This is a genomic window from Marinobacter sp. MMG032 (genome assembly GCF_040112695.1).
GTDB lineage: Bacteria > Pseudomonadota > Gammaproteobacteria > Pseudomonadales > Oleiphilaceae > Marinobacter > Marinobacter salsuginis.
In genome coordinates this window covers 2,474,774-2,487,229 of sequence record NZ_CP157802.1, presented here as the reverse complement: position 1 = coordinate 2,487,229, position 12,456 = coordinate 2,474,774, and the positions used below count along the sequence as shown (strand labels likewise).

Genomic DNA, 12,456 nt, shown 5'->3' with positions numbered 1-12,456 from the left:
ACAGTTTTGGAAAGCCCTTCCCTGCCATCGTTCGTATCACTCCCGCGCACTGGCAATAAATATTTGAAGATGGAGTTTTATGGATATTCGCCCTGCTGCCACCTTGGTTCTGGTTCGTGATACTTCCGATGGCCTTGAGGTCCTGTTGCTGCAACGCACTTGGGACGCAGTGTTCATGCCCGGCTATTTTGTGTTTCCTGGCGGGCGGGTCGAGGAAGACGAGACTCATGGCCAGGAGCATGTGATCGGGGCCGGAGACGCCGAGATCAGTCAGATCATGAGCGTCGATGAAGGCGGCGCGGACTACATGCTGGCGGCGGTTCGGGAGTGTTTTGAGGAGTCCGGGGTTCTGGTTGCCGTGGACAAGCAGGGGCTTCCCATAGCCGGGGATCATCCGGTCCACGCTGACCGAAAGTCCGTGTTCGACGGCGAGCTGTCTTTGGCGAGTCTGTGCCAAAAACACGAATTGGCGATTCCCCTGGACCGGCTGGCTTATCTGGGCCACTGGATTACGCCACCGGGACCACCAAGGCGTTTTGATACGCGGTTTTTTGTGACCCCCGCTCCCGATGGCCAGGTGGCCAGTCATGATGGGGTGGAGACCATTGATCATGTCTGGATTCGCCCGGAGCAGGCCCTTGAGGATCATCGGAATGGCCAGCGGTTGCTGGGGTTGCCGACGATCCGGACGCTGCGGGTGCTCAATGATTTCGACACCACTGAGGCGCTGATGCGCTACGCCCATGCCAATCCGCCGGAGCCCTACCCGAGTCAGCCCTGGCCGGCCCTGAAAAAGGGCAAGGCGGTGACGCTGGAACCGGGGGCGCCAGCCTATGATGAGGCGGCGAAGCTGGATCCGGAAGGTGAAGGCGCAACCCGGGCAGAGATTATTCCCGGTGATGCCGTTGAAGTAGCGGCCCGGGTGATCCGGCTGACGGCGCCCAATCCGGGCATGATGACGGGGCCGGGCACCAACACCTATATCCTGGGCCATGAGCGTTTCACGGTGATTGATCCAGGTCCCGCCAACGAGTCTCATATCGAGCGGATTCTGGAGGTGACCGGTGGCGTGGTTGATCAGGTTCTGGTGACCCACACGCATCAGGACCATTCGCCGGCCGTAGCCGCCCTGAAAGAGCGCACCGGCTGCCGGGTATTCGGTTGGCCGGCGCCCGAAGGTGCGGGGCAAGACCAGACCTTCCGTGCCGACGACGAGCCGGAGCACGGCGATCTGATTGTCACCGAGGCCGGGATTCTGAAGGTGCTGCATACCCCGGGCCATGCGTCGAACCACCTGTGTTTTCTGCTGACCGAGCAGAAGCTGCTGTTTTCCGGCGATCACATCATGCAGGGCTCAACGGTGGTGATTAATCCGCCGGACGGCGACATGAAGGCGTATATCGAGTCGCTTTACGAGTTGCTGGCCGAGTCCGTTCGTTACATTGCGCCGGCACACGGTTTCCTGATGGGCCATCCCGAGGCCGTTATTGATTTCCTGATTACCCATCGATTGTCCCGTGAGCACAAGGTGGCCCGGGCGCTGGAGGCCCTGGCTCCAGCGGATCTGAAAACCCTCACAGCGAAAGCCTATGACGATGTTCCGGCCGCCATCCATGGCCTTGCGGCGCGGTCAGCACTGGCGCATTTGCTGAAACTGGAGGCCGAGCACCGGGCGTTCCGGGAGCACGACCTGTGGCACGCCGTACACGACAGCTAACGCGGCAGTAACGAAAGCACACCGGATTTCGCAAAATAACCATATAGTTGATCGCTTTTGCGGCGTATAACTGTTGCCGATATCACTTGCCCGGATTTCATGAAAGTGGCATTAAACCTTTGTCACAGCAGTATTCATGACCGCCAGAGGCACTCTATCCTTGAGCGCACACTGACGAACCGTGAGGAAATATGCTGTTTGAGCGGCTTCAAAAACCGTCCCACCGGACCCTGCTGATTGCCCTGGTTATTCCCTGGCTCTCGGCCCCCCTGTTTGCCGAAACCGATTCGAAAGAAGCCGGCAAAAAATCCGAGGTGCTGATTGCGGAGCTGGCCGAAGACGAGAGCGTCGAGGATGTCGAGCATTCGGCTCCCCTGCAGCGGGACGGACAGAAAGAAAAAGCGCCGAAACCAAAAACCTCACGGGGCGGTGCCGGTATTGATACCCCCTCATCAGCTTCCCGCAAGGTGGCTCCGAACATCGATCTGAAAGAGGTGGCGCCACCACCCGAGGCGCAGGCCTCTGCGCCGCCTGAAACCGATGCGGACGCTGCCGAATCCGAGGTCATGGCAACGGAAGCGTTGGCTGAACCCGAGCCGCAACCCGAGATTCGCGAGGGCAAGGTCTTTACCCTGCTCGACAACGATGTCATGCCGGGCATCTCTACCCGCCTGGCGTGGACACCCGGCATCCAGATTGCCGGCCTGTCCCAGACAACCCCGGTTCTGGTGGTCAACGGCATCAACGCCGGCCCCACCCTGTGCCTCACCGGCGCCATCCACGGGGATGAGTTGAATGGCATCGAGATCATCCGCCAGACCATGTACGACCTGAACCCCGAAAAACTGTCGGGCACGGTGGTGGGTGTGCCGATCGTGAACCTGCCGGGGTTCCAGCAGGGCAGCCGGTATCTGCCCGATCGTCGCGATCTCAACCGGCATTTCCCGGGCAGCCCCGACGGCAGCCTGGCCGACCGCATTGCCCATTCGCTGTTCGAGAACGTGATTCGCAAGTGCGACATGCTGGTGGACATCCACACCGGCTCACTGAAGCGCACCAACCTGCCGCAACTTCGTGCCGACATGAACAACCCGGACGTGGCGGAATTCACTCGCGGCTTTGACCGCATGGCAGTGGTGCACAGCACAGGTTCCGCAGGCATGTTGCGCACGGCGGCTGTGGAAGCCGGGATTCGAACAGTCACCCTGGAAGCCGGCGAGTCTCACCGCATCCAGCAACACCAGATCAGCGCCGGCGTGAACAGCCTGACCAGCCTGATGGAACGCCAGGGCATGATCTCCCGGATGTTCGTCTGGGGCGATCCGGAACCGGTCTATTACGATTCCGACTGGATCCGCGCGGACCACGGCGGAATCCTGTTCAGCGAAATCGAGCTGGGGGCAAACGTGTCGGAAGGGGAAATTCTCGGTTACGTCTCCGACCCGATCACCAATGCCCAGCACCCGATTCGGTCCACCAGCGATGGCCGGGTTATCGGCATGGCCGTGGATCAGGTGGTGATGGCCGGTTTCGCCGCCTACCACATTGGTACGGAGGCAGAAGTTCCCGGAGAGTAGTATGCTAGGCTTTTTTCGGGCACCACCAACCCCACAGGAGCCTTTGTGTCTTCCGAGAACGCCGGAGTCTTGTCGCGTAATCCCGGCCTGGCCTACATTGGCCTGGTTCTTACACCCCTGTTCTGGGCCGGCAACGCGGTTGTGGCCCGGGGCACGGTAGAGAGCATACCGCCACTCTCCATGTCGTTCTGGCGCTGGGTGATCGCCCTGGCTATCCTGCTGCCTTTCGGGCTTCCGGGAATATGGCGCCACCGCGAGGTTATCCGTCAGCGCTTCGGCTCCATGCTGGCCCTGGCGACTTTCAGTGTTGGCGCGTTCAATACCCTGCTGTATCTGGCGGCCACCACAACCACCGCCACCAATATTGCCCTGATCAACGCCACCATTCCCATTTTCGTGGCACTGCTGGCGTGGATTCTGCTCGGGGACCGCACCCGTCCGATCCAGGCCTTCGGGATAGCCCTGGCCATTAGCGGCATCGTTACCGTAATCGCCCGCGGTGACGTCTCGGTGCTGACCAGCCTTGAAGCCCAGCCGGGGGATCTGATCATGGTGGCGGCGGTATTCAGTTGGGGGCTGTTTTCAGTGCTGTTGCGGCGACAGGCCGTGCCTCTGCCTGCGTTGACCTTTCTGACCACGCAGATCCTTCTGGGAACCCTGGTTGTACTGCCGTTCTACCTGACCGACCTGATTTTCTTTTCTGGTGGCTTCGAGCTTTCCCGGAGCACGGCACTGCCACTCCTGTATTTCGCAATCTTCCCGGGGATCCTGGCCTATGGATTCTGGAATCATGGTGTGCATAAAATTGGCCCGGCCCGAGCGGCCATCTTCATGTACCTGACGCCTGTCTTCGCCTCGATTCTGGCGAGCATTTTCCTGGCCGAATCCCTCGGGCTGTTTCACATTATTGGAGGTGCGCTGATTCTTGCCGGGCTGGTGCTGGCCACGCAGACCCGAAAACGCACCCACTACCCAACCTCAGAACAGTCAGCAAAAGGAGACCCCAATGATTAGATCTATCCCAGGAAACGCTCACAGCTTCTTTTGCCTGGTTCTGGTCCTTTTGGCCGCCGGCCTGTCTTTGCCGGCTGCCGCAGAACCCTGCGATCCTGAAGAGTCCAAGTGGGTACCCAGCCGCTACTACCCGGCAGGCTCCGCAGTGTTTCACAAGGGCAACTGGTACGAATCCCGCGAACTGCATCAGGGGCTGGAGCCAGGCATTACCTTCGACTGGAAAGAGCTGGATTCTGTGCCGGACTGCGAGGGCCGTAAGCAAGCGGTTGAACAGTCCCAGACCGAAGAAGGTCAACAGGGACCCGAGGCCGGTACCAGCCAGACTGCCGGCAAGAGCAAGCGGGGCGAGACGGCTTCCGGCATGTGCGTCCGGCCCGATCCATGGCTCTTCTCCAAAAGCTACACGGTTGGCAGCCTCGCTACCCATGGCGGTCAGATCTGGGAGGCCATTCGGCCAACCAATGGCGATATGCCCGGCATGAACAAGCCTCCGCGCTGGAAACTGGTGGAGGATCACTGTTCCATGGAGCGACAGTAACCATACTGGCCAGTAGTCAGAGAGCCGCTTCTATCCGGCCGACAACCTCTTCCAGAACCGACCGCGGGCAGCCGATATTCAGGCGCATAAAGCCGCTGCCCGGGTCGCCGAAGGAGATTCCGGGGTTCATGCCCACCCCGGCTTGCCGGACGAAAAAGCGTTTCAGGCCCGCATCGTCCAGGCCCAGCTCGCGACAATCCAGCCACATGAGGTAGGTACCCTCGGGAGCGGATACGCGAATGCCAGGCAGTCGCTGACCAACAGCCTCCACCACATAGTCCCGGTTTGCCTGCAAATAGACCATCAGGTCGTCCAGCCACGGGCCGCCGTGGCGATAGCCGGCCTCGAACCCGGCAATACTGAACGGATTGCACTGGGGCAGATGCATGGACTCGAACACTGTCTTCATCGCCTTGCGACGGTCAGCATCGGGGATCACAAGGGCTGACAGCCCCAATCCGGGCATATTGAAACTCTTGCTGGGTGCGACTGCCGTGACCAGTGCGTCGTCAGGGCCTGCCAGGTTGGCCAGCATCGTGTGGCGAGGTTTATCAGGGAACGTCAGGTCGCAATGGATCTCGTCGGACACCACCACCAGCTGGTGTCGTCGCGCTATATCGAGAACCGCCCCCAGTTCCTCCTCCGACCAGACCCGGCCAACCGGGTTATGGGGCGAACACAGCAGCAGAATTCGGGCATCGGGGCGGGCCGCACACTGCTCCAGGTGATCCAGATCCATGCGGTAATGACCCGTATCTCCGGTATCCGGATCTTCCGGCACCAGCGGGTTCTCGATCACCACCCGGCCACTGTGCCGCACCGAACTGAAAAACGGCGGGTAGACCGGGGGCTGGATGATGACCCCCTCACCGGGCCCGGCGTAAGCCATGCAGGCCGCGTTGATCGAGGGCACCACGCCGGGCGCCATCAGTATCCACTCTCGCTGGATTTCCCAGGCATGGCGACTGGCGAACCAGTCAATCATCGACTGGTATAGACTGTCCGGAAACAGCGTGTAGCCATAGACCGGATGTTTGGCCCTCTCCGCCAACGCCTGGGTGACAGCCTCCGGTGCCGCGAAATCCATATCGGCTACCCAGACCGGAATCACATCCTCGGTGCCAAATACCGCCTTGCGGGCATCAAATTTGACGGAACAGGTATGTTCCCGGCGAACGGGGTGATCAAACGGGCTGGACACGGGCACTCTCCAGGGCAGATAACGTGGTAAAAAACGATATTGTGGTGGGCCCGTGCGACCATCGCAACTGTCGTCCAGAGATGTCGTCATTGTGTTCATATCCGGCTTTGGTCGAACATCGTCGATAAACACTTGCCCAGGCAGTGCAATACTTGCGAACCTAACGGTTTATCCAATAACAATGCCGAATTTTCTCCCGGAGCCTTTTCAATGATTGGCCAGATCCTGTCCACCATGTTGCCGGTATTCCTCATCGCCGGTTGCGGCGCCCTGTACGGTCGCTATCGGACGCCCGACATCCAGGGGCTGAACGTACTCAACATGGAGCTGTTTGTTCCCATGCTGGTCTTTGCCGTGCTCGCAGACCAGCAGGCCCCGCTGCAGGAGTATGCCAGGCTGGCATTGGCCGCCACGGTGGTTGTACTCGGATCGGGGATTGTCCTGTATCCACTGGCCAAGGTTCTGAAGCTGAACCTGAAGACCTTCCTGCCACCGATGATGTTCAACAATTCCGGTAACATGGGCATTCCGCTGCTGGTTCTGGCCTTCGGTGATGAGGCCCTGCCGGCGGCCATCGTGCTGTTCATCGTGGAAATGCTGCTGCACTTTTCGGTGGGGTTGTACATGCTCGACCCCCATACCTCCATCATAAAACGCCTTAAGCTGCCCATTGTCTTTGCCAGTATTGCCGGGCTGTCGGTCAATCTCGGCGGCGTGCATTTGCCAGAGTGGCTGCTGGAAACCCTGAACATGCTCGGTGGTGTGTGCATTCCGCTGATGCTCTTTGCCCTCGGTGTGCGCATGCTGGATATCGATTTCAGCGACTGGAAAATGGGCATGCTGGGGGCCATTGCCTGCCCTGCCAGCGGCCTGCTACTGGCCTGGCCAATGATTGCGATTCTCGATCTTCCCGGGTTGCAGGTGGCAGCGCTCTGGGTATTCGCAGCCTTGCCTCCGGCGGTGCTCAATTACATGGTGGCGGAACAGTATCGTCAGGAGCCACACACGGTCGCCTCGCTGGTATTATTAAGCAACCTGGGCAGTCTGGTGGTGATGCCCGTTGTGCTGGGCCTGGTGTTTGCCGCGGGCTACGTGTGAACGCCTGCCCGGTGAACGGCTCTGTTAGCTGAGGAAAGAACGGATGTCTGAAACCGTTGCGGTGGTGCGCGCCTCCCGACCCAATTTTCTGGTACTCGCACCCCTGTGCGCCGGCCTTGGCGTGGCGGTAGCCTGGCACCAGGGCGAACCACCCACCCTGATCAATACTCTCCTGGTTCTGATTGGCGCCCTGCTGGCTCATGCCGCCGTCAATCTGCTCAACGAATACGAGGACTTTACCTCCGGGCTGGATCTGATGACCCGCCGCACCCCGTTCTCCGGCGGCAGTGGGGCCTTGCCGGAAGTGCCCTCGGCCGCCAGACAGGTTTTGCTGGCCGCGTTTGGCACCCTGGGACTGGTGATAGCCATTGGCCTCTACTTCCTCTGGCTCCGGGGCCTGCCCATGCTGGTGTTAGGCGCCGCCGGCGTGGCACTGGTGCTCACGTACACCCGCTGGATTACCCGTTCTCCGCTGATTTGCCTGCTGGCTCCGGGGCTGGGCTTCGGCCCGGTCATGATTCTCGGCAGCCTGATCGCCCTGGGGGCACGGTTGGATGTAACTGCCGTGACTGTGTCTGCCATCGGCCTTTTGCTGGTCAGCGAATTGCTGCTGATCAATCAGATTCCGGATGCAGACGCCGACCGGAAAGTCGGCCGTCGGCATCTGGTTATTACCCTGGGGCAGCCAGCCGCGGCCCGCCTGGTAGCGCTCCTGTTACTGAGCAGCTACGGCCTTCTCGAGGCTGCAATCTGGATCGGCTGGTTGCCGGTGTGGGCCACTCTTGCCCTTGCGCCTCTGCCGGCAGCGATCTGGGTAAGTGTCAAACTGCCAGGTGCGCTCGCCAACCCAGTACAGCTGAATACCCTCCTGGGAATCAACGTCGCGGTGCTGCTGGCAACCCTGGCGCTGTTGATCTGCGGGCTCAGCCTTTAAACCGGAACACACTGACCCGGGAACGCAGTTGCCCGGCCAGCACCGCCAGATCCCGGCTGGCCCCGGCCACCTGCTCAGAGCCGGCTGAAGTTTCCACCGTGGCATCGTGAATGCGGCTGATATTGCGATTAACCTCTTCCGCCACGGAACTCTGCTCTTCCGACGCACTGGCAATCTGAGCGTTCATGTCGTTGATGGCGCCGACCTCGCTGCGGATTCTGGCCAGGGCAGCCTCCGCCTCACTGGTCTTGTCTACCGTGGTGCGCGCCAGTTCCCGGCTGCTTTCCATAACCTCGGTCGCCTCGCCGGCACCGGCCTGGAGGTTTCCAACCATTTCCTGAATTTCCCGGGTGGAATCCTGGGTCCGGGATGCCAGGGAACGGACTTCGTCGGCAACAACGGCGAAGCCCCGGCCATGTGTACCGGCCCGGGCCGCCTCGATTGCAGCATTCAGGGCCAGCAGGTTGGTCTGTTCGGCGATGGCGTTGATCACCTCGATGATCTTCTCGATGTTCGCACTGTCCTCCGACACCCGCTGTACGGTCCGGGTTGCCTGCTCCAGGGTCTCGGCCAGCTCTCCGATGGAAGCAGCCGTTTCCTGCACCACGCGATTGCCACTTTCTACTTCGGTATCGGCTTTCTGGGTGGCGGTTGCAGCGCTGGCGGCGAATCCGGCCACTTCGTTCACCGTGGCCGCCATCTGGTTCACGGCCGTAGCCATCTGTTCCGCCTCGCTGGCCTGCAGACGGATCTGCTGGCTGTTGTTGTCCGAGGTGTTTTCAAGTTCAGACGAAGAACTGGATAGCTCTTCGGCCGCCGACCGGACTTCCCGGATAATGCCGCCCAGTCGCTCAACTGTATCCTGCAACGCGCCCATCACGCTGTCGGGATATCGGGTTTGAATATCCTGATCCAGCTCTCCATCAGCCAGATGGCGAATGGCTGTTGCAACATCCTCCGGCTCACCGCCAAGAATCTTCTTCAATCGGCGGATGATCACCAGAGCTACCAGAGCACCGAGAACCACCGCAAGACCGGTCACTGACAGGTTCAAGGCATTGAATGTACTGGCCGCCTCCCGTACTTCATCGACGCCGGTGGTGACCACGTCTTCCTGATAATCGATAAAAGCGTTCACCCGCTTCAGCCACTCAGAGTAGGCGCCGGAAACATCGCTGAGCAGAAAAGCCCTGGCCTGGTCGATGTTGCCGGCCAATCTGAGATCGAGGAGTTCATCGGTCAGGGTCAGGGCCCTGAGCTCTATCTCTTTGATCGCGGCCAGCAGTTCCTTTTCCCGGCTGGTTGCGCCTTCTTCCCGGAACATCTTATCCATCGGGCCCGCGGAATCCCGGTAAAACGCTTTCAACCGCTCGATGTCGGCGAGGTGCCGTTGCAGATCCCGGTCGTTTTCCACCAGCACCGCATCGCGGATGGCGATGGCCCGATCGTGGACACTGCCTCGAAAATTGATCGCGTATCGCTGTTTCACGGCAGCGCCATCACCCACGTCGGTGAGGGTCCGGTCGATAAAACCAACCCGCTGGTTGCCAATCAAACTGACCGCAATGACCAGGGACAGAATCAGACCAAAGCCAAGGGCGAGGCGTTTCGCAACGGTGAGCTGGCCAAACATGTTTACACTCCGGACACTTTTTATTGAATGAGGCTATGTGTTCTCTAAAAGTTGCAGTCTGGATCAATCAATAACCTCTTCAGCCCGGTTTTTTGACAAGACTTTTCATTACTGCAATCAATCTTTACACACCGCCCCCGAACCCCTTGCAACCGCATGGACTTTGACCGATGGTTAAAGTTGATTCTGAGCGATTGCATTCACGATACGGAGGTCTCCCCATGAGTGTTCTTCTCCTGCTGGTCAGCGCCCTGGTGCTGATCTATCTGGGTATAGGGGGCAGCACAGCCGCTGCCGTCATGTCCATTGCCACCGTTGTGGGCCTGTTCCAGGATGGATGGCACCTGATCAGCATTCTGTGCGGCGGCGTTCTGCTGGCCCTGGCGCTGATACTGGTGATTCCCGGCGATTTGCGCCTCGACAAGCTCAGCCGCCCCCTGCTTGGCTGGGTTCGCAGCCGGCTCCCGAAACTTTCCGACACCGAAGCTGAAGCCCTGAAATCCGGCTCGGTGGATTGGGACGGCGAACTCTTCTCCGGCAAGCCCAGGTGGAACAAGCTGCTGGACGCCAAGCCGGCACACCTCACCAGCGAAGAGCAGGCCTTTCTGGACGGCCCGGTGGAGAAGCTCTGCGCCATGCTCGACGACTGGAAAATCACTCACGAGCAATACGATTTGCCAGACAAGGTCTGGAAGTTTATCCGTGAGAACGGCTTTTTCGGTCTGGTGATCCCAAAAGAAGACGGCGGCCTGGGTTTCTCGAACACCGCCCATTCCGAAATCGTGATGAAGATTTCCACCCGGAGCGTGTCAGCGGCGGTTACCGTGATGGTGCCCAACTCCCTCGGCCCCGGTGAGTTGCTGATGCATTACGGCACTGATGAGCAGAAACAGCACTACTTGCCCAGACTGGCCGGCGGCGACGAGATTCCCTGTTTCGCACTGACTTCACCAGTGGCCGGCTCCGACGCCGGCGCCATTCCGGACAAGGGCATCGTCTGCAAGGGCCAGTGGAACGGCAAGGAAGTGCTGGGGCTGAAAGTCACCTGGAACAAGCGCTACATCACCCTGGCCCCGGTGGCGACACTGATCGGCCTGGCCATCAAGGTCTACGACCCGGACAAGCTGCTGGGTGAGTCTGACGAGATCGGCGTTACCTGCGTGCTGGTACCAAGGGACACCGAGGGCGTCAATGCCGGTGCCCGCCACCTGCCCATGAACACTGTCTTCATGAATGGCCCGACCTGGGGCAACGACGTGTTCATTCCCATGGAACAGGTGATCGGCGGACAGGACATGCTCGGCAAGGGCTGGACCATGCTGCTGGAATGCCTCTCCATCGGCCGGTCCATCTCCCTTCCCGCCCTCGGCACCGGAGCCGGCAAGGTGGCCAGCCTGGCCACCGGTTCCTATTCCTACACCCGGGAACAGTTCGGCCGTACCATCAGCCAGTTTGAGGGCGTGCAGGAAGCCCTGGAGCCCATCGCCGGCTACACCTACATGATGGACGCAGCCCGGCTGCTGACCTCCGGCATGCTGGACCGGGGCGTGCGCCCGTCGGTGCCCTCTGCCGTGCTGAAATACCGCAATACCGACCTGATGCGGGAAGTCATCAACCACGCCATGGATGTGGTCGCCGGTCGGGGCGTGATCACCGGGCCCCGCAACTTCCTGGCCCGGGCCTACCAGGCAGTGCCCATCGGTATCACCGTGGAAGGCGCCAATATCCTAACCCGGAGCCTGATGATCTTTGGCCAGGGGTCCATCCGCTGCCACCCGTTCATTGTTGAAGAAATCGAAGCCGCGGGCATGGAAGACGAGGACAAAGCGGCCAAGAAATTCGACGGTATCTTCTATCGCCACCTGGCCCACACCACCCGTAACGCCCTGCGAGCATTGCTACTGGGGCTTACCCGAGGCTGGATTGAATCTGTGCCACGGCAGGGCGATCTCAAGCCCTGTTACCGGCAACTGGCCCGGTTCTCGGCGGCGTTCGCCCTGATGACCGATGTTACCCTGCTGACCGTTGGCGGCGGCCTCAAAGCCCGCCAGCGGCTCTCCGGGCGCATGGCCGACTGCCTGGTACAGCTGTACTACGCCACCGCCGTCATCAAACAGTGGCATGAGGAAGGCTACCCGGACGACCAGCGGCCGCTGGTGGAATGGTGCCTGAAGACCTGCCTGAGAGACCTCCAGGGCTCCATGCGCGAGGCTATCATCAACTTCCCGGTACCGGCCCTGCGCTGGCCCTTGCGCCTGCTGGTGTTCCCGCTGGGCGCCACCGGCCTGAACGGTCCGGATGACAGGCTCGGCGCAAAGGTCGCGGAATCCATCGTCAAAGACACCCCGGTACGCCAACGCATCAGCCGCGGTGCCTACACCACCATGGACCCGGACGATCCGCTCGGCCGCGTATTGAATGCCTACAAGCTGGCGAACGAAACGGCGGATATGCGCAGCCGTCTGCACGACGCCATGCGTAATCGGGATGAGGACGAACTGGGCGGCATTGACCTGCTCATGGGGCATCAGCGCAAGGAACTGGTGGACTGGGCCTGCGCCGAGGGCGTGGTCAAGGCGGACGAGTGCGACAAACTGCTGGAAGCACTGGAGGCACTCTACGACGTGATCCGCGTGGATGCGTTCGACGCCGATGGCCTGAAGGCGCTTTCAAGGTGCGCCAAAGGTAAGCGCAAGGTCGTCGAACGTCCGCCACGGGAAGAGAAATAAGGTGCAGATCAGCCC

The 12,456-nt window shown here is 60.5% G+C and carries 9 protein-coding genes; 7 read left to right on the top strand and 2 right to left on the bottom strand.

All coding sequences use genetic code 11. The features are described from left to right. The first annotated feature begins 79 nt into the window (after nucleotides 1-79). The 4 genes from ABNF92_RS11400 (at nucleotide 80) to ABNF92_RS11385 (ending at nucleotide 4,846) form a co-directional block, all read left to right on the top strand. Nucleotides 80-1,717: an MBL fold metallo-hydrolase gene (locus tag ABNF92_RS11400; RefSeq protein WP_349342194.1), complete on the top strand. Its 1,638-nt coding sequence runs from the start codon at nucleotides 80-82 to the stop codon at nucleotides 1,715-1,717. Between the two features lie 191 nt (nucleotides 1,718-1,908). Continuing rightward, a complete protein-coding gene (locus tag ABNF92_RS11395; RefSeq protein WP_349342193.1) occupies nucleotides 1,909-3,294 on the top strand; it encodes a succinylglutamate desuccinylase/aspartoacylase family protein in 1,386 nt (461 codons plus the stop codon). Nucleotides 3,295-3,339: 45 nt separating this feature from the next. Next, on the top strand, nucleotides 3,340-4,308 hold the full coding sequence (locus ABNF92_RS11390) for a DMT family transporter (RefSeq protein WP_349342192.1): 969 nt from the start codon (nucleotides 3,340-3,342) through the stop codon (nucleotides 4,306-4,308). After that, on the top strand, nucleotides 4,301-4,846 hold the full coding sequence (locus ABNF92_RS11385; protein WP_153634102.1) for a carbohydrate-binding protein: 546 nt from the start codon (nucleotides 4,301-4,303) through the stop codon (nucleotides 4,844-4,846). The genes ABNF92_RS11390 and ABNF92_RS11385 overlap by 8 nt, the downstream gene beginning before the upstream one ends. 16 nt (nucleotides 4,847-4,862) lie before the next feature. On the opposite strand, the gene ABNF92_RS11380 is transcribed toward ABNF92_RS11385, so the two are convergent. Continuing rightward, complete coding sequence (locus tag ABNF92_RS11380; protein WP_153634103.1) at nucleotides 4,863-6,047, bottom strand: PatB family C-S lyase; 1,185 nt, start codon at nucleotides 6,045-6,047, stop codon at nucleotides 4,863-4,865. Nucleotides 6,048-6,257: 210 nt separating this feature from the next. On the opposite strand from ABNF92_RS11380, the gene ABNF92_RS11375 reads away from it, so the two are divergent. Further along, nucleotides 6,258-7,145 carry an AEC family transporter gene (locus tag ABNF92_RS11375; RefSeq protein ID WP_153634104.1) on the top strand — a complete coding sequence of 296 codons (888 nt, stop codon included), beginning with the start codon at nucleotides 6,258-6,260 and terminating at the stop codon, nucleotides 7,143-7,145. Nucleotides 7,146-7,188: 43 nt separating this feature from the next. Then, entirely contained in the window at nucleotides 7,189-8,079 is an 891-nt protein-coding gene (locus ABNF92_RS11370) for a prenyltransferase (RefSeq protein WP_153634105.1), read from the top strand. Here ABNF92_RS11370 and ABNF92_RS11365 read toward each other — a convergent pair. After that, the gene (locus ABNF92_RS11365) at nucleotides 8,069-9,712 is read right to left on the bottom strand and encodes a methyl-accepting chemotaxis protein (RefSeq protein WP_349342191.1); all 1,644 of its coding nucleotides are present in this window, start codon (nucleotides 9,710-9,712) and stop codon (nucleotides 8,069-8,071) included. The two genes, ABNF92_RS11370 and ABNF92_RS11365, sit on opposite strands and share 11 nt — an antisense overlap. Nucleotides 9,713-9,933: 221 nt before the next feature. Between ABNF92_RS11365 and ABNF92_RS11360 the strand changes: the two genes are divergently transcribed. Beyond that, nucleotides 9,934-12,441: an acyl-CoA dehydrogenase gene (locus ABNF92_RS11360; protein ID WP_349342190.1), complete on the top strand. Its 2,508-nt coding sequence runs from the start codon at nucleotides 9,934-9,936 to the stop codon at nucleotides 12,439-12,441. Nucleotides 12,442-12,456 lie beyond the last annotated feature (15 nt).

Coding starts and splice junctions, on each gene's coding strand:
- ABNF92_RS11375 (WP_153634104.1), top strand. CDS start 6,258: ATGATTGGCCAGATCCTGTCCACCATGTTGCCGGTATTCCTCATCGCC.
- ABNF92_RS11400 (WP_349342194.1), top strand. CDS start 80: ATGGATATTCGCCCTGCTGCCACCTTGGTTCTGGTTCGTGATACTTCC.
- ABNF92_RS11365 (WP_349342191.1), bottom strand. CDS start 9,712: ATGTTTGGCCAGCTCACCGTTGCGAAACGCCTCGCCCTTGGCTTTGGT.
- ABNF92_RS11370 (WP_153634105.1), top strand. CDS start 7,189: ATGTCTGAAACCGTTGCGGTGGTGCGCGCCTCCCGACCCAATTTTCTG.
- ABNF92_RS11395 (WP_349342193.1), top strand. CDS start 1,909: ATGCTGTTTGAGCGGCTTCAAAAACCGTCCCACCGGACCCTGCTGATT.
- ABNF92_RS11360 (WP_349342190.1), top strand. CDS start 9,934: ATGAGTGTTCTTCTCCTGCTGGTCAGCGCCCTGGTGCTGATCTATCTG.
- ABNF92_RS11385 (WP_153634102.1), top strand. CDS start 4,301: ATGATTAGATCTATCCCAGGAAACGCTCACAGCTTCTTTTGCCTGGTT.